Consider the following 18984-nt stretch of genomic DNA (forward strand, 5'->3'; position numbering starts at 1 on the left):
ATACAACATTAACGCGGTGTCGTCTTAAATTATTTACATATAAATAAGGCTGTCGAGACTTTCTCGACAGCCTGAGGCCATCCGTTAACGGATGGCCTGTTTTTTGAGGTTATATAAGTATTCATAAGATCCAAGTTTAGGTTCAGGGTGTAGAGCCTTCCGGCGTTGGAGCAACCGCCATCTTGCCCATCAGATAAAGCAGCAGCTGCTGATTATGTGAAGAAATCGGATCAAGCGCTTCGGCAAAAAAATCACTGCGGATCTGGAGTCCGCGCTCGGTCTCTTTCTGTCCGTTCTCCGTGATGCTCACCCAGACAATCCGCCGGTCCGCTGCATCGCGTTCACGCACAATCAAATTATGCTTCTCCATCCGGTCAAGCAGCATCGTCACCGCCGCCGGGCTGGTCGCGAGATGCGGGGCCAGATCAGAAGGCTTCATTGCGTCACGTTCCTGAAGCAATTCAAGCACGGTGAGTTGGGCATCTGTCAGCGTAGGCGCAAGCTTGCTATCCATATGTAGCTTATAGTCCTTCAATATTTTATGCCAAATCTTACTGAATTCTGAGGAATGCACAGTTACTCCTTCCTTTCCCTGCGGATTTCAATCCGGTATATCTACATTTTCGAGAAAGAAATTCCATTTCCTGCAAAACGAAAAAATAAATAACCAAAACCCTTGTTATCCGTTACTTTACCTATACAAAAAGGCGTTGTGGCCAGCCCGTGAGGAGCCGTCAAACGCCTTTTGTATGTTAGCCCTGTTGCAGTGCATACGAATTACTTAATTGCAGGTAAAAGAGTGATGATCTCATCCTTCTTCTCAACCGGAACAAGTTGTTTGCCTGTAGAACGGCGATCACCCAGCGGAGCAGCCTCAGAAGAGAACTGATGATGCAAGCCATCACGGGTAAAGGCGACTAACTCCAGCGGCTCCTTACAGTGGAATGCCCCTGCCAGCCTGCTGCCGTTCGGTTTGACCCGTTTGCCTTCCTTGAACTCGAAGGTCGGCATCCCTTTGCCGCCGCGGCTTTGCGACGGATAATCCACTAATAGTGTCCGTTTCGCATATCCAAGGTCAGAGACAACCAGTATTTCGCCTTCGTCTTCGCTTACCCAGAAGCAGGAAACTACTTCATCGCCTTCGCGAAGCTGAATACCGCGGACCCCGCTGGCCACACGGCCCATCGGATTGACTTCGTTCTCGCGGAACCGGATGCTCATCCCTTCGCGGGTCACAAGCACGATGTCCTTGTCTCCGCTGCTCAGCGCCACTGTAATGATCTCGTCGCCATCAGCCACCTTGCAGGCAGCCACGGCTCCGGAACGGCTCGTAGAGTACTCCTTGAGCTCCGTACGTTTGACCTGGCCCTTACGCGTGACGAAAACCAGACTCGCCTTAGGCTCCTCCAGATTGCCCACCGGCAGCACGCTGACAATGCCATCCCCTTTTGCCAGGCTGATGACGTTCACGATTGCCGTGCCGGGCTCTTTCCACTTGAATTCCGGTATCTGATGAACCGGAAGCAGGAAATATTGGCCTTTGCGGGTAAATACAAGCAGGCTGTCCCTTGTATTGAGATCCAGCAGCTTGACGATATGGTCGCCTTCCTTAACACCGGAGGCTTGGCGTTCACTGCCCGAACGCGTGAACGAAGGCATTCCGGTCCGTTTGATGTAACCATCGGCCGAAAGTGCGACAAGCACATCCTCGGCGTTCACCAGTACTTCAAGGCTGACCTTCAGCTCTTCAACCTCGCCCTGAATAAGCGAGCGGCGGTCTATCCCGTATTTATCACGGATCTCCAGCAGTTCCTTGCGGATGACGGCGATCAGTTTTTTGTCGCTGTCCAAGATGCCGCGCAACATAGCAATCCGCGCCTGCATTTCGTCCAGTTCCTTCTGGAGCGAGTTTATCTCCAGATTGGTCAGACGGTACAGCTGCAAGGTAAGGATGGAATCGGCTTGGCGTTCGCTGAAGCCGAACATCCATACCAGATTGTTCTGGGCATCCTGGCGGTTCTTCGATGCCTTGATCGCAGCGATAACCTCATCCAGAATGTTCAATGCCTTTACAAGCCCTTCCAGGACGTGGGCGCGGTCCTCTGCTTTTTCCAGGTCGAACTGGGTGCGGTGGGTAACCACATCACGCTGATGGGCGATATAGGCTTGCAGGATAGCCTTGAGGCCAAGCTGCTGCGGAGCCTTGTTGACAATCGCCACCATATTGAAGTTATAAGTGACCTGCAGGTCGGTTTTCTTTAGCAGATAAGCCAACACGCCCTGGGCGTCGGCTTCCTTCTTCAGCTCCACCACAATGCGCAGGCCTTCCCGTCCGCTTTCGTCGCGGACTTCGGCGATGCCTTCGATCTTCTTCTCCAGACGGATGTTCTCCATGGAGGTGACCAATCGTGATTTCACGATCTGGAACGGCACTTCCGTAATAACGATCTGCTGTTTGCCGCCGCGCAGATTCTCAATCTCTGTCTTGGAGCGCAGGTAAATGCGGCCTTTGCCGGTACGGTAGGCGTCCATAATTCCTTCGCCGCCCATAATCGTACCGCCTGTCGGGAAATCCGGACCTTTGATAAATGTCATGATGTCCTCGAGCTCAATCTCCGGCTTTTGCATCACCGCGATACAGGCATCAATGACCTCACGCAAATTATGGGGCGGGATCTCCGTGGCGAATCCGGCAGAAATGCCGCTCGTTCCGTTGACCAGCAGATTCGGATAACGTGAAGGAACCACCACTGGCTCCTTGGCTGTGTTGTCAAAGTTATCTTTGAACAGCACGGTGCGCTTCTCGATGTCGCGCATCATCTCCATGGCAATCGGCGACAGGCGGGCTTCCGTGTACCGCATCGCGGCTGCCGGATCATCATCCATTGAGCCCCAGTTGCCATGTCCGTCCACAAGCACATGGCCCATCTTCCAAGGCTGCGCCATCCGCACCATTCCGTCATAAATCGACGAATCCCCGTGGGGATGATAATTACCCATGACATCCCCGACGGTTTTGGCGGATTTACGGTACGGCTTGTCCGGGGTATTCCCGGAATCGTACATGGCGTATAGAATCCGGCGCTGTACAGGCTTCAGCCCGTCACGCACGTCCGGAATCGCCCGGTCCTGAATGATATATTTGGAATACCGGCCAAAGCGGTCACCGACGACCTCTTCCAGAAAAGCCGGTGAAAATTGTTCTGATAAACTGCTCACTTGGCTCACCTTCTGTTCCTCAAACTGCCCGCCTAAAAAAAGTGTGGTGATCCCTTGTCACTGCGGGGAATGTTTGGACTTCCGATCGCTGTTATTCCCGAATTTCTTCAATTTGACCCGCTTTACGGGTGAAATTCGAGAATAAAGGCGAACGCTGACGCTTCTGCAGTTCCAAACTTCCCTTCGTTCCTCAGATCACCAATCTCTTTTTAACAATCGGGATAATCGTCACTTGCACACTACTCTACAAATTCGGTAAAGTCGACGTTTTCGACAATCCAGCGCTTACGGGGATCGACCTTGTCGCCCATCAGCGTGGATACGCGGCGCTCCGCCTTTGCGGCGTCCTCAATCTGCACCTGAAGCAGCGTGCGTGATTCCGGGTTCATCGTCGTCTCCCACAGCTGGTCGGGATTCATCTCGCCGAGTCCTTTGTACCGCTGCAGCTCGAAGTTTTTGCCGAATTCCTTGAGGTAATTCTGCAGTTCCTCATCGCTCCAGGAGTAACGTACCGTCTCCAGCTTACCTGATTTGCGGGTCAGCTTATACAGCGGCGGCTGGGCGATAAACACCTTGCCGGCGTCAATCAACGGCTTCATGTACCGGTAGAAAAAGGTCAGCAGCAGCACTTGAATATGCGCACCGTCCGTATCAGCATCGGTCATAATGATAATTTTGGAATAATTGCTGTCTTCTACGGCAAAATCCGGACCGATTCCCGCACCGATTGCGGAAATAATCGCCTTGTACTCATCATTCTTAAGAATGTCCAGCAGCTTGGCCTTCTCCGGATTCATCGGCTTGCCCTTAAGCGGCAGAATAGCCTGAATCTTGGAGTCACGCCCCTGCTTGGCTGATCCTCCGGCGGAATCGCCTTCGACGATAAACAGCTCTGTACGCGTAACGTCCTTGGACTGCGCAGGTGAGAGCTTGCCGCCCAGGTTGGAGCTTTCACTGCGTTTCTTGCCGCTGCGGATTTCATCGCGGGCCTTACGCGCCGCTTCACGGGCTCTGGAGGCCTGGATGGATTTCTTCAGCAGGCTTTGCGCCACCTGCGGATTCTCCTCCAGGAAACGGGCCATGTTCTCGGACACGATAAAGTCGACGGCACTGCGGGCAGAAGCGCTTCCGAGCTGATCCTTCGTCTGGCCGACGAATTCTACCTCGGACATCTTGACGCTGATTACCGCCATCATGCCTTCGCGCAGATCATTGCCCTCCAGGTTCTTGTCCTTCTCCTTAAGCAGCTGTGTCCGGCGGGCATAATCATTCAGCACGCGGGTATAAGCTGTCTTGAAGCCGGTCTCATGTGTTCCCCCGCTGCGCGTAGGAATCGAATTGACGAAGGAGGCCAGCGTTTCGGTATAACCTGCGTTATACTGCAATGCCACCTCTACCTCAATATCATCCTTCTCCGAACTGAAATGGATGACGTCATGCAGCACATCCTTGCCCTCATTGAGAAACTGCACGAACTGGCTTGCTCCGCCTTCATAGAAAAATTCATCCTGGCGGCCGCTGCGCTCGTCACTTAGATTAATCCGCAGCCCGGAGTTCAGAAAGGCGATCTCCTGCACCCGTTCTGCAAGGGTATCATAGTTCAGGGCAATGCCATTCGGGAAGACGCGAATATCCGGCTTGAAGGTAATCTTCGAACCGGTCTTATTCGTATTTCCCAGCACCTCAAGACCGGTAACAGGCTCACCGACATGCTCTTTCCCCTTTGCATCTACCCAATATTCGAAGCGCTGGCGGTGGATTTTGCCGTCACGATAAATTTCGACTTCCAGCCACTCGGACAGCGCATTGGTAACTGAAGCCCCTACGCCATGCAAACCGCCCGATTTCTTGTACCCGGAGCCGCCGAATTTACCACCGGCATGCAGGATCGTGAAAACAACCTGCGGTGTAGGCACTCCGGTCTTATGCATCCCGGTCGGGATTCCCCGGCCGTTATCAATGACGGTAACCGAACCGTCCTTGCGTAGTGTAATATCAATCTTCGAGCAAAACTTGGCTAAATGCTCATCTACGGCGTTATCCACTATTTCCCATACGAGATGGTGCAGTCCCGAGGAACTCGTACTGCCGATATACATGCCGGGCCGTTTGCGGACCGCAACCAGACCTTCGAGCACTTGAATGTCGTCAGCATCGTATCCAGTCCGGCCTGTTTCGGCGTTCTTAGAGACTTTTGCAAACATATCGATCTGTTCGAGCATTCATGCTCCTCCTTCTTTTCTCTCTATCTATGAAATGCAAACAAACGTTTTGGTTCACTTTGTACATTCTAATTCAAAATATCCCGTTTCGTAAAGACGGCGAATGAAATGATTACTGCAGAAATCCCCCAAACGGCCAGTACAGCCATGGAAAAAGGCAGTGTCATCCCCTCAATCGGTGCCGGTGTTCCGGCCAAATACCCGGTTAATCCCAGATTAACCATGAATAAATATTTAGCCGTCGTCCAGGCCGAAGCCATATTGGTCAGAATCGTTCCGGCGATCAGTGCGGCCATCATCACCACGATGCTTGCCGCTGTGCTGCGCACCAGCACCGACACCATAAATGCCAGCAGGGCGACGACTACGCTCACGAACCAGATTAATCCGCCCTGCATCAGCAGGTATTTCCACTGCGGTACGGAATGGACAGCCGACATATCCACAGCATCTCCGCTGATTTGGAACCCGGTAAATACAGGAAGATTAAAGCCCTTGTACCCAAAAACAAGCCCCGAAATCAGATAGCTGATTGCAAACACCGACAGTACAATCAAGGAGACGAACATCAGCAGCGCCGCCAGCTTGCTGAACAGCACCTTCCAGCGTTTAACCGGCCGGGTCAGCAGCATCTTAATTGTACCGGTCGTCCTTTCCCCGGATACAAGATCTGAGGCTACTGCCATAATCAGCAGCGGAATGAACAAGGAGACTGAGTTGTCCAGGAACTCGCGGGTAAAGGTAACCCCGCTGGGCTCATTCGGATTGACATCATGGTCCAGATAATACTGCAGCTGCTGGACGAATATCCGCCGGTAGGACTTCCATTCCTCGGGAATCCGGTCGCTGCCTAGTGAATTTTGATTATCGGTAATCTGCTGCTGTACCTCCAGTCTCCAGTCCGAATTAAACTTGTCCCGGCTGCGCTCGGCTATACGCATCTGTGCATAGGTAAACATAGGCACAAGTACGACCAGAATTAGCAGTATAACATAAAACCGTTTCTTTTTTATAATCTTCAGGCACTCATTACGGATGAGCGGAAGCAAATTAATCAATAGTTTCACCTTCCGTTAGCTTCAAGAATAGCTGTTCCAGTGTGGGATTTATTTTATGCACGGCGCTAACTTCCACTTCCGCTGTGACGAGCACGGCAACAATCTCCGGAATCAGGTCTTCATCCATGACCGTGATGAGGGAATTCGCGCCCATTCCGGCAATGACAGAGTCGTCAAGTGTAACCTCATCCAGTTCGAGAAGCTTGATGTCAGGACGTCCGGCCAGTATCGTTCTTGCCCTGTCCAAAGGCTCCAGATCCCATAGCACATAAGGGGAATTACGCGCAACAAGTTCATTTACCCCGCCAACCGCCAGCACGCGGCCTTTGCTGATAATCGCAACCCGGTCGCACAGCAGCTGAATTTCGCTCAGCAAATGGCTCGATACAAATACCGCAAGACCTTCCCCAGCAAGCTCGCGGATAAATTCGCGCAATTCTTTGATCCCTTTAGGGTCCAGACCGTTTGTCGGCTCATCCAGAATCAGCAGCCGGGGACGGCCCAGCAGCGCCTGGGCAATTCCAAGCCGCTGCCTCATCCCCAGAGAATAGGTGCTCACCTTGTCATGAATACGCTGGTCCAGCCGGACAATGTCCACTACCTCAGCAATTCGCGCCTTGTCCACGCCTGGCTGCATGCGGGCGAAATGCTGCAGATTCTCCCAGCCTGTCAGATAGGTATACACTTCCGGATTCTCTACGATCGAGCCAACATATTGCAGCGCTTTTTCCGGTTCACGGTTAACGTTATAGCCGCAGACGGTTATCTTTCCTTCACTTGGGCGAATCAGGTCCACAAGCATACGGATTGTAGTTGTTTTGCCGGCCCCGTTGGGTCCAAGGAAACCGAAGATTTCCCCTTGCTTCACGTTGAAGGTAACATCATCAATGATCCATTTCCGGCCGATTTTTTTGCGGACACCTTCCACTGACAGAATAACTGTCCCGGCTTCTCCGCTTATGTCTTTAACCATGTTCTCACAACTCCTTGCTACGATCATTTCTGACTTGCGGTGAAGTACATCCTTAGCGCACAGCCTGTATGATTCGTTCACTCATCCGCTGATAGCCGTCGCCGTTCGGGTGAAAATGATCGTTTGAAAGATACTTATCCAGATGGCGGTTGAACAAATCAAAGGTTGGAACGAGTGTCATATTGCTGTGTGTGTTAATGATATCCATTGCCGCGTTATTCCAGGTGGTAACCGCTTGATTGCCGGGCACCAGCAGATCCTCTATATCTCCAAACGGATTATATAATCCGACATAATAAATTTGCGCCTGCGGATTGATCTCGGCAATGCTCTCCAGAATCCCGCCAAGCCGTTTCGAAGCGTCTGGCAGCGCGGCCAGCAGCGACTCCGGCGTCACCTCATCTTCAGTTGCCGAAGGAACGGTTGTCCCGGATGAGCCGGTCTTCCCGCTCGCAGTCCCTGTTTCAGAAGGATCTGCTCCAGGCATTGAAGCAATGTCCGTAGGGCTCCCTGTCTCCGTCGAGGTTGTCCCCTGTTCTGCACTGCCCGTTCCCATTATATCCGAGTCCCTGAACAAATCATTGCCCCCAATCGAGACCAGCACGACGTTGGCCTGCCGCAAGGCATACCGAACACCTTCTTCTTTGAGCTTGCTTTGCAGGCCTGCGGTTGTCAGCCCGTTGATGCCCATATTGCCAAGCAGCTCCGCCTTGCCTCCGCCAGCAGACAGACCGTCCAGTGTCCGCTTTACAAAACCGTTTCCGGTGTTGTCACCAGTGCCTTTGGCCAAAGAGTCGCCAAGTGCCAATATTTTCACTTCATCGCTGCTTGCCGCCGTGGGAACCGGTGTTTCCTGCGGCAAAGAGGTTGAAAGAACTTCACCCTTCGGGTATATAATATCGTTCACCGCATATCCAAACCCAACGATCAAAACTAACGTTGCTGCTATGGAAATCAGGCTCACAGTGCGCCAGGTCCATTTTGAGTCGTTCAAAGCCATCCCTCCGTATGCCAGTTCTTATCTCCAGTGTTCCACATTTTACAAACTTCTTAACTATGTAGATAAACATAATTCTTCTATACTTAATTTGCAAATATCCACCGCTCAAGCGAAATTTGGCGGTTTTTGTCCTTAATAGTCTATTATATCAATTGAAAGCATATTTTTCTCAAAAAAAATATGGTCTTTTCCTTTGAGCCAGCTCTTAATCGGCAAGCTGCGGGCTGCCCCTATATCAATCAGATCACAGCATAAAGAAGCAAGGAGAGTGTCCTTGCTTCTTTATTTCGGTTCCGGGAAAAGAAGTTAAATCAATAATGAATATCTTTTGCCGTCATGAGATGCGTCAAATGCCAGAATATATCGCCGGTATCATTCCCTCGTAAATGCCAGCCGGCACTGCAAAGTCCCACTCTAGCACGTGATAGAACTATATCCAAATCGGGGTAAACAGGACACATTAGCGACGTAAAGCGTTCACCCAGTCCATCCAGTAATACGCCCATATCATGCGCCGGATTGCCGGTTCCTGCAACACCAAAATCCAAAATACCTGTGATATTCTTATAATCCTCATCAAGAATAAAATGCTCCAGAGCCAAGTCACCGTGGATTAAGCATGGCGTATAGTCAAACCACTCGGAACCATTTTCTAGTCCTTTGTAGGCCGCATCCACACAAGATCTCGTATAGGGTCTCATGTGGGGGTATAATTCCCTTTTAATGCGTTCATAACCATTCATGATATTCTGATAGTGTTCAGATGGATCGTCTGTGGATGCCAGGGAAACTGCAATGCCTGCCCTCCTCACTTCCGCCAAAGGTATTGTGTGAATTTGTTTCATATAATCCGCGATCTGCTCCATGATTGATTGTTGCTCCGCGGCATCGAGCTGAAAGAGGCGATGACGGAATAATGGCTGACCGTGAATATAAGGGTAACACACGACGCCGTAATCAACACAGCTCATGTCGGGTACAGGCACGTTTGTCTTGTCCTTTAAGAGGCGAATACACCTGTATTCATTCTCTAGCAGCTTTTTTGCAGCATCATCTTTTGCGAACCTCACCACTAATTCGTCGTTCACAAGAATCAAATCATTATGCAATCCATGGTCAAAGCCGGATTTTATTGAGGTAATATTCATCTGAGGAAAATACTCGGCAATTTTCTGCTTGAAATCAATTAATTTTTTATCCATTGCTGCTCCTCTCAAGCTAAACAAGGGGGGGAAGTGTTCATTTGAAACGTATAACTGATCACTTTAAGCCTCACAACACATTTCGCAAACCTCTCCATAACTAAGATTCTTCTAACATATCAATATCAGTAAACGTTTTCAAGATCTTAAACAGTACAAAACCCGCCCCCGGCAATGCCGGAGAACGGGTTTTGTACTGTTCATAAGGTTTATTTTCCGATGAATTCCTGAACCCAGTAATTGTTGTCGAAACCTACGCCGATGTAGTTAAAGTTCGCACTCAGAATATTGGCACGGTGTCCCTCACTGTTCATCCAGGCCGTCATTACTTCTTGCGGAGTTCTCTGGCCCATTGCAATGTTCTCCCCGGCAGCCCGATAAGTAACGCCAAAAGTGGCCATCATATCAAAAGGCGATCCGTACGTCGGGGATGTATGCGAAAAGTAGTTATTCGTACGCATATCGGTTGCTTTAGCTGCGGCCACTTTGTTCAGGCTTTCCAAAGCGCTGACCGGGGACAGCCCTGCTGTCGCACGTTCCTTATTCACAAGCGTAACGATTTGCTGGATATATGACTCTTGAGTGCTGACTGCTGCTGCTGCTGGTGTTGCCGTTGGTTTTGGTGTCGCAACCGGTGTTGCCGTTGGTTTAGCTGTCGCTACAGGCGTTGCTACTGGTGTCACCGTTGGTGCGGCTGTTGCTACGTGTGTCGCTGTTGGTTTAGCTGTTGCAACCGGTGCAGGTGTGTTTGTAGGAACAACAACCGGTTGAGATTTGTAAACTGTCACTGTTGTATTGGAAAAAGGAAATCCCTTAAGGCTATATTGGTTAAAATATTGCATGAATTGTGCGAAATTAGTTGGTGCTCCAGTCACAGTATTGCCTGCCTCTGCATTTGCCTGTATTGGAAGAGAAATGCTAAGCGCCATCACTGCCGCCACACTTCCACCTATCATTGCTCTTAAAGTTTTGCTCTTCATTCTGCCATCTCCTTGTTCATGATGTATTTGTTATGTTGCTGTCGGCCGAAGTAATGGGCTCCAAATATTACAAAGTTGTAATCTGTTCCTCAGTCATTGTAGCATAAATCTCTCAGCTGTGCGCTTCTAAATTTTTACATTAATAGATTGCCAGATAGGCAAGCAGACGGCTTGTACATTTCAACTCCAATACAACAAAAAAGCCGCCATCCTAATCAGGACAGCAGCCTCCTATTGACTTCGCTGTACATTCTGTACAGGTTAAGACGTTATCTTTGTAGCTGGAAGCTTAATGGAAAGACTGCCAGAACTCGCCTTCGGTCGAGATCAGACCCATGATTTCTGCATAAGGAATGCGGAATGTCGGGAAACCAGCAGCATACGGGGCGATCTCGTAAGGAGCGAAATACAGATACAGTGCTTCTTCATCAACAAAAAAGGGCTGATCCGCCGTAATCCCCTTGTAGGTGTCCGGAAAAACGTAAGAGTACTGGGGATCGTTCGCAATCTGTTTGCCGACAATTGCGCTGAGCTTCGCCACATATTTGCTGCCCGGCTTGAACAGGTCACGAAGAGCATAAAACTTGCCGTTGCGCAAATTGATATGAACATAAATCCGGGTAGGCATGCCATGGGCAGCGCCAAAAGGGTACTTGTAGCCGCTCAATTCCAGGACTAGCAGATTTTTGCGGAAGAAGGAGACGTCAAAATCCCCGGTATAGCTGTAATCCTGCGTGCCTTCACCGGTCCCCGCTCCTTCGGCAAGGGACAGGCTGCGCAGCTTGTCATTTACTTCTCTGGAGACCTCGGAGTTTGCGATCCCTTCGATAACCGGATAATACACCAAATAGTCTCTATTCGGTTTGTATTTCTTCTCCAGCACTGAATAAGGCGGCCGGAGCGTTATGACTCCATTTTGCTTCCATACCTGATTGCCCCGCCGGTCGTAATAGGCTGTCCGCTGATCCACGTCAGCCCTGATCAGACTTCCGCTGAAGGAAAGTGTGCCTGAACCGGCAATTACAGGCGGCTGAGCTGCTTTTTTTCCGCTTTTGTCGATGAAATAGGTATCTGTGGCGTCAAACACTGAGGCGAGTCCATTCTGATAATTGTTCACACCCAGCAAGGGGTGAGTACTGAGGATTCTGCCGGTTACCGCATCAGCGATAGCATAACGGGAACCGCGGTAAGGCTCGTCTGGATACACTGGTGTACCCAATGCCACCCGGTCTTCACCCAGCTGTTGAACTTCATAATACTGGGCCGGGACTACGAGCTTACCCTGCTTGTCAATCAGGCCATAGGCGTTGCCATAATTCTCTGCCGTATTGATCACCGCTCTTCCCGCAGAAAATGGCAGGGCAGCTGTATACTGCGGCTCTATTGCGATGCTTCCGTCTATCCGCAGATATCCGTATTTACCGTTCTCGGTAGCCTGGTATGCCAGCAGGCCATCCCCCGGATAACCTACAAATGGATATTTATACGTATGCAGCACGGTGCCTTGCGGGTCTATCAGCGCAAACTCCCTTTCGCCCAGCTTGACCAGTGCCGTTCCGTTCATGAAATCACTGGCGTCCTCGTAAACCGCAGGCAGTACTTCCTTTCCCTGGGCATCCAGATATCCGTAGTGGGAAGTACCCGTTGTACTTTGTTTGGAGAACATCGCACGCCCTTCATGCAGCGAATTTAAGTAATCATAACGCGCTGCTGTAACCTGCTTGCCTCTTTCGTCAATCAACGTATAGCCTTTGGCATCGGAAACCACAGCACGGCCTTCTGAAAAAGGGGCAATAAAGGAATAGGCCGGTCTCACTTTCTCCCGCCCGGAGCTGTCAATCAGGCCGCTCTTGTCGTTGCGCTGCACAATCGCCAGGCCGTTCTCCTGAAAATCCTCAGCATATTCATACCTTGGTTCAATAACCGTCCGTCCTTCATTGTTGATGTACCCCCAACGAGTCCCCTCTTTAAGCTTAAAAGGAGCGGGGTGCAGCAAATCCGCCCGCAGCTCACTGTCATCCACCTCAGGCAGGAAATAAAGCGCCTCTACAGGCTTTTTGGAGTAATCTACCCGATACAAACCCGCTTCTGCAGGAATCGTTACGAACAGATCATCATCCGCACGGATGAAATCCTCTTCCTGCTGAGGAATACATTCATTCCAGCCAATCCCGTCCCATCTCCACACTTCCGTCTGCAGCAGGCTGTTATCCGTTCCTTTCGCCAGCTCATTCAGCTTAATCCTCAGCATCCCGTCGCTCTCCTTTACAAGGGCTTTTGCCTATAGGATATGTGGTCAAGGGAGAAATGGTGTGTGGTTGTAAGGTCTGACGCTTTCCTAATTATTCGACATCGGCGACATTGTCTCTGGTAATCTTCTTATAGGGAATCCATACATACTGGTTATCGGTAATATCGAAACCAATATTTTGTTTGGTTGGCGCTTCGCCTCTAGAGAGAACCGCCGCAAGTTGGATTGCTGCTTTGCCTTGAATATGGGCATCATTTAACACAGTACCCAGCATGGTTCCCTCTTTCAGTGCTTTAACGGCCGGAGCTGTCGCATCTACACCAACTACCGGCATGTATTTCCCGCCGGAAAAATATCCGTCAGCTTTTAGAGCTTTAATTGCACCGAGGGCCATGTCGTCGTTGTTGGCAAGCACAGCTTCTATCCTGTCTCCGCAGGTCTTCAGAAAGCCCGCCATTTTCTCCTGGCCCTTCACCCGGTCGAACATTCCGCTGTCTTCCGCCAGTTTCTCGACCTTGATACCTTCATCTTCAATCGCCTGAATGGAATAATTGGTGCGCAGCTCGGCATCCTGGTGTCCCGGCTCGCCCTTCAGCATGACATATTGAAGCACTCCGTCGCCGTTCTTATCGGCTTCTGGATGGGATTTCCAGTATTCCGCGATAATCTGGCCGGACATGGTGCCCGATTCTTCCGCTTTGGCGCCTACATAATACACCTTGTCCCATTTCTTCATATCTTCCGGAAACGGTTCACGATTAAGGAAGACAACCGGAATGTCGGCTGTTTTTGCTTTGTCGATGATGACGCCTGCGGCAGTGCGGTCAACCGGATTAATCAGCATGCCTTTATATCCCTTGGTAATGAAAACGTCAACCTTATCATTTTGCGTAAGCTGGGAGTTTTTGCTGTCTACAATGTCCACAGCTGCGATGCCTTTAGCTGCCGCCACAACCGATTTGCGGACACCGGCCATAAACGTATCGCTGAATTTATAAATGGCTACACCAATTTTTGGAGCTGAGCCGGTACCACCAGGGATTGCCTCAGCGCTGCCGCCGGTATTCGCAGGGCTGCCCCCGCAGCCGGACATAGCAGCACCCAGCAACACGGCGAATAAAACGGAAGACTTTTTTTTCATCACTAATTGACCTCCCGAGGGTAAATCTTTCTCATGCCGGATCTGTCCCAGGTACATCATTATGCCTGAAAAAAGCACAGTTGCGAATATAAAATCCTACTGTATTCAATAAATATTCTAATGAGTTCCCTATGCTACCGGACAAAAGGAAACAGCAGCTTTTGATTCTCGGGCCATAGCATGTTTTCCAGGTCAATCAGCTTGGTGCCAGTATCCGCACGCTCCGGAATGTCGATGCCTTCCAGGGCTTGGGCTGCATATTTCACGGCCAGATAACCGTTGCTGAACGGATTCTGGATCACAGTTGCCTGGACGGTTCCGTCCTGAAGCATTTCCATCATCGAGGGAGAGCTGTCGAAGGCCACCATTTTAACCTTATGCTGCTTCAGATTCTGCAGTACTTTGCCCGCACCCTGCGACGCCGTTTCATTCAATGTGGCGATTCCGCGCAAATCGGGATGGTTCTGGAGCATGTCCCGGGTCAATGATTCCGCATTGGCTGTATTCGAGGAGGTGTAGGAAATCTGCACGACCTTAACATTCGGATAACGGGCCGCATAGTTCAGGAAACCCTTTTCCCTTTCTTCTGCGTCCCGGGCTCCATAATCAATCGGTCCGCTGGATTCCGGCTGCACGTTCTGAGAGGAGTTGGTGAAATTGATGATTCCAATCTCACCATATCCGTTCAACAGCTGTATCAGTCTTTCCGCTGATTTCTGTCCGGCTTCATAGCCATTTGAACCCACGTAGGCTTTGACTCTGGCCGAACCAACCTCGGCATCGACGGAAATAACAGGGATTTTGTAATAGGCGGCCTGATCCACTACCTGGGCCAATCCCATATAGCTGCTGGCTGCCAAAATAATCGCCTCTGCCTTTTGATTAATAGAATCCTCAACCATGGTAATCTGCTTATCAATCTCACTCTCAGAATCAGGTGCCTTGAACGTCAGCTTGACATTAAATTCCTTGGCGGCGGCTTCAGCACCGAGCTTAACCGTGTTCCAGTAATCCCCTTTGTTCATCTTGACAATCATATCAATATTATGCGTTTTATTGGTGCTGATATAAGCGGCGGGAGACGTATTGAAGCAGGAAGTGACCGTCAGCCACAGCACCGGACAAAGCAGCAGGATCAGCCACAATCGTTTGCTTCTCATGGAGATGATTCATCCTCCTTCTGCGGCTCCGGCCCCTCTGCGGTTTGGATTGCCGGGAATGTAATAGTGACCGTTGTGCCTTCCTCAAGCTCGCTTTCAAATGCAAGACCGAATTCGCGTCCGTAATAAAGTCTGATCCGTTCATTCACATTCCGCACGCCTACACCAGAGCCGCTGCCGCTTTTGGTCCCGCCGCTCAAGATCATATTCAGCATTTCCCTCGGCATTCCTAGACCGTTGTCGCTGATTGTGATGACAATTAAGCCATGCTGAAGCTCGGCACTAATGGAGATCAGACCTTCGTCCGGCAGCATTTCAATCCCGTGATACAGTGCATTTTCTACAATCGGCTGCAGAATCAGCTTGATCGTCTGGTACTGGAGCACCTCATCCTGCGCCTTGATTTCAAAGCGGAATTTATTCTTGAAGCGGAAGCTCTGGATGACAAGATAATGGCGGATATGGTCCAGCTCTTCCTGCACGGTAATAATATTATTCCCCTTGCTCAGGCTGATCCGGAAAAACTTCGACAACGATTGGATCATCGTGACCACTTCCTCGTTTTTGCCCCGTTCGGCAAGCCGGATGACAGAGTTCAGCGTGTTGTACAAAAAGTGCGGGTTGATCTGCGACTGCAGTACTTCAAGCTCACCTTTGCGCTTGGTCTCCTGCTCATAAATAATCTGGTCCATCAGCTGGCGGATCCGCTGGAGCATCAGGTTAAAGCGCCGCGACAGCTGTTCAACCTCATAAGCGCCGCTGACATTGATCGGAGTATTCAGGTCACCCTCACCTACCTGCTTGACGGTCCGCTCCAGCTTGCGGATCGGACTGGCAATGAGCCAGGACAGGAAGACGGAGACAGCAATGACGCCAAGAATAACAGCGGCCAGAAACCAGACCAGAAATTGATTCAGATCCCGTTTCGTAGTCACAATTTCATCGTAATAAGCGACACCAACGATTTTCCAGCCGGTTTCGGCCAGCGTGCGTACGGTGATAAAACGTTTCTCTCCTGTTGATTCATCCAGATAGCTGCGGTAAGCATACTCCAGCACCGGTTCCACGTTCTCATACTTTAGACCGGCATAAATCAGCTGCTGCTGCGGGTGATAAACGATATTGCCCAGCGAGTCCAAAATGTATGCGTATCCTCTTTTGCCAAGCTTGACCTGCCGGCTCAGCTCATCAATCGTCCGGAAGTTGAAGTCGATCAGCAGGATGCCGGTTTTCAATTCTCCGTTTTCTCTGTATTGAATCATTTTGCTGATGGAGACAACCCAGGTATAGCGCCCCTTGAATAAATTTTGGATATGCGGTGCGGAATAGGAAATCTCCGAGCTTTTTTTGGCGGTGGTGAACCAGCTCTGACTTTCCAGCTGTGTATTCAGGCGCATGTTCTGGCCCGGGGTCCCAACCACATATTTCCCCTGCAGCGTAAACACGGCGACCGACACCAAGTCTTCTCTGCTGTTCATCAGCGTATCCATCCGTTCGTACAGCAGCGGGGAATCAATAGAGGCACTGGTCGTGACCTGTTCCTCCGCCGTCTCAAAAATATTGCTCATTCCTTTGACATACAGCTCCAGATTATAATTCACCTGCTCTATGATCTGCTGCATATTCAGATTGGCATTCTCCTCGGCTGTCTTCGCAAACTTGTTGTACAGCATGAAGCTGACGATCACCGCAACCAGCACCGTAATCGCCGTGAACGACACCGTAATGATAAGCTGAATACTCCGCAGTTTGGAGGATATCCTTGTTTTGCCGCGTCTGTCTTGCTGCGGGCGAAGCGGAAAAAAATAAGCCTTCGGCCTGTTCATGGCTATCCTCCCCGGGAGCTGTTCTTATACTCTTTGGGAGATTGTCCATACTTCTTGCGGAAGCAGAAGCTGAAATAATTCGGGTCGGCAAAACCGATTTTTTCGGCAATTTCAAAAGCCTTCAGCTCTGTTGAGCGCAGCAGTTCCTTGGCAGCTTCCAGACGGATCTGCAGTAGATAGCTGACAAAGGTCATCTTCATCTCTTTCTTAAAAATGCTGCTGAAATATCCCGTACTGATATGCAAATGCTGGCAAACTTTGCCGATCGAGATGTCGGACTCCTCATAATGACCCCTGATGTATTCCTTGGCTTGGCCAATCAGCTGTTTGTAGCTCGACTGCCGCTCCGAAGCAATAGAATCCATCAGCCGGCTGCACACATGGATAATCCACTGCTTAGCTTCGCCCATATTGTTGAATTTATGGATTTCCGTAAGCGAAGACAGCCCTGATCCGATGTAATCGGTGGTCTCACTGCCTGACTCCTTGGCCACCCGTAGAATCGAGGTGATGATCTCCAGCAGAAACACCTGATAGTCCTGGGTCGAAACCTGCGCGGTGTCCAGTCCCCCGAACAATTCGTCGACAACCTCTTTCAGCTCCTGTAGCGTGCCCAGTTTGATCGTGCGGATCAGCGATTGTTGGGTCAGCTCGTCATAAGCCAGCATTTGATTGGATCTTGACTCCACATCTTCGATCCAGATCACTCTGTTGTTGCCGAGAATGAGGCGGTAATCAAGTGCCTGCAGCGCATCGCCGAATGAATTGAACAGCATAGACGCTGTATGGTATACTGTTCCGGCTCCTGAGGTCACCGTCAGCTTTAGAAAACGCTGTACATTTTGCCTGATCTCCTCCAAAATCGCAAAGGTTTTTCCGGTAATCTCCGCCTCATCCTTCTCCATGCTGACCGAGAGCAGCACGACATCATCCCGGTGTATAAATACTTTGCCGAAACCATACTTCAGACAAATTTCCTCGGCAATATTAAGCACCGCGAACAGCTGCAAATTGCGGTCGCCGGTGTCACGCAGGGATACGGGCAGACTCTGGATAACTCCTGCATTCTTCTCCGAACGGATATAATCTATGCTGATTACCGAAGACTGAAAGCTCTCACCAGAGAGGTTGATGCCGTATTCCGCACTTTTCTCGGCGATTTCCACGGGCCGCAGCCTACGGGAAACAAGCGAGGAGAGGAATTGTTCACGAAGCACAGGCAGACTCTTCCGGTAATGCTCGCTCAGCACAAACACATTTTCTTTCTCAGCGATTTCCGCCTCTATGGTTTTTCTAACCTTGAGCAGTGTGTCGATCAGCTCCTGAGAAGAAAACGGTTTCAGAATATATTCGTCAATTTGCAGTTTAATCGCTTTCTGGGCGTACTCAAATTCATCGTAGCCGGTGAGAATTATGATCTTCGTATTGGGGTGACGGCTGCGGATCCATTCGGACAGCTGCAGTCCGTTCATAAATGGCATCTGGATGTCGGTCACGACCACATCCGGCAGCAGGCGGTCGATTGATTCCGCAGCCTCACGGCCATTCTCCGCCTGATCTACAACCTCAAAACCATAGCTGCCCCAGTCGATCTGTGCGATAATCCCTTCTCTTACATCCTCTTCGTCTTCGGCAAGAATCAATTTATACATGCTTCATCCCTCTTATAATTTCTGTTTAGGTAATTATAAAACTATTCTAGCTGATTCGATTAACTCTATCTATGTTTAACTTAAGTAAGGGGTAAAAGATACTGAATGGCTATTCCGCCGGTTCAGCAAATTCATTATACAGTGGCAATGGACGGGTATACATAAGCAAATTGAGGGAATGATATTCTTCAGCTCAGAACGGTGGGGTTTACCTCTACGACGGAAAATCAGGACCACCCGTCCAACGGGTGGTTTGCTCTAGGGGTATAACCCCTCGTTGCCAAACTGCGCCTAAAGACG

The 18984-nt window shown here is 50.2% G+C and carries 13 protein-coding genes; all 13 read right to left on the minus strand.

Translation table 11 applies throughout. The features are described 5' to 3' along the window. Positions 1–142 precede the first annotated feature (142 nt). Positions 143–574 carry a MarR family winged helix-turn-helix transcriptional regulator gene (locus tag AC3WT9_RS34405; protein WP_038594308.1) on the minus strand — a complete coding sequence of 144 codons (432 nt, stop codon included), beginning with the start codon at positions 572–574 and terminating at the stop codon, positions 143–145. A 203-nt stretch (positions 575–777) separates the two neighbouring features. Continuing rightward, entirely contained in the window at positions 778–3219 is a 2442-nt protein-coding gene (gene gyrA / locus AC3WT9_RS34410; RefSeq protein WP_341094395.1) for a DNA gyrase subunit A, read from the minus strand. A gap of 239 nt (positions 3220–3458) precedes the next feature. Further along, positions 3459–5441 (minus strand): DNA topoisomerase IV subunit B, encoded by a 1983-nt coding sequence (gene parE, locus AC3WT9_RS34415; RefSeq protein ID WP_038594314.1) that lies wholly within the window; start codon positions 5439–5441, stop codon positions 3459–3461. Positions 5442–5509: 68 nt separating this feature from the next. Beyond that, entirely contained in the window at positions 5510–6499 is a 990-nt protein-coding gene (locus tag AC3WT9_RS34420; RefSeq protein WP_341094398.1) for an ABC transporter permease, read from the minus strand. Continuing rightward, positions 6492–7472, minus strand: a complete 981-nt coding sequence (locus AC3WT9_RS34425; RefSeq protein ID WP_341379118.1) for an ABC transporter ATP-binding protein — start codon at positions 7470–7472, stop codon at positions 6492–6494. Before AC3WT9_RS34425 ends, AC3WT9_RS34420 begins: the two co-directional genes overlap by 8 nt. A gap of 52 nt (positions 7473–7524) precedes the next feature. Continuing rightward, positions 7525–8466 (minus strand): GDSL-type esterase/lipase family protein, encoded by a 942-nt coding sequence (locus AC3WT9_RS34430; protein WP_341379119.1) that lies wholly within the window; start codon positions 8464–8466, stop codon positions 7525–7527. A 317-nt stretch (positions 8467–8783) separates the two neighbouring features. Continuing rightward, positions 8784–9674, minus strand: coding sequence for a phosphotransferase family protein (locus tag AC3WT9_RS34435; protein WP_341094403.1), 891 nt, complete (start codon positions 9672–9674; stop codon positions 8784–8786). A 209-nt stretch (positions 9675–9883) separates the two neighbouring features. Next, positions 9884–10654 carry a CAP domain-containing protein gene (locus AC3WT9_RS34440; protein WP_341379121.1) on the minus strand — a complete coding sequence of 257 codons (771 nt, stop codon included), beginning with the start codon at positions 10652–10654 and terminating at the stop codon, positions 9884–9886. Between the two features lie 289 nt (positions 10655–10943). Further along, complete coding sequence (locus tag AC3WT9_RS34445; RefSeq protein ID WP_341379122.1) at positions 10944–12905, minus strand: WG repeat-containing protein; 1962 nt, start codon at positions 12903–12905, stop codon at positions 10944–10946. Positions 12906–12996: 91 nt separating this feature from the next. Then, on the minus strand, positions 12997–14046 hold the full coding sequence (locus tag AC3WT9_RS34450) for a galactose ABC transporter substrate-binding protein (protein ID WP_341379123.1): 1050 nt from the start codon (positions 14044–14046) through the stop codon (positions 12997–12999). A 134-nt stretch (positions 14047–14180) separates the two neighbouring features. Beyond that, a complete protein-coding gene (locus AC3WT9_RS34455) occupies positions 14181–15206 on the minus strand; it encodes a substrate-binding domain-containing protein (protein ID WP_341094410.1) in 1026 nt (341 codons plus the stop codon). Beyond that, positions 15203–17032, minus strand: a complete 1830-nt coding sequence (locus AC3WT9_RS34460; protein WP_341379124.1) for a sensor histidine kinase — start codon at positions 17030–17032, stop codon at positions 15203–15205. Before AC3WT9_RS34460 ends, AC3WT9_RS34455 begins: the two co-directional genes overlap by 4 nt. A gap of 2 nt (positions 17033–17034) precedes the next feature. Beyond that, on the minus strand, positions 17035–18684 hold the full coding sequence (locus tag AC3WT9_RS34465; RefSeq protein WP_341379125.1) for a response regulator: 1650 nt from the start codon (positions 18682–18684) through the stop codon (positions 17035–17037). Positions 18685–18984: the final 300 nt, after the last annotated feature.

Source organism: Paenibacillus sp. EB106-06-01-XG199 (assembly GCF_058791575.1).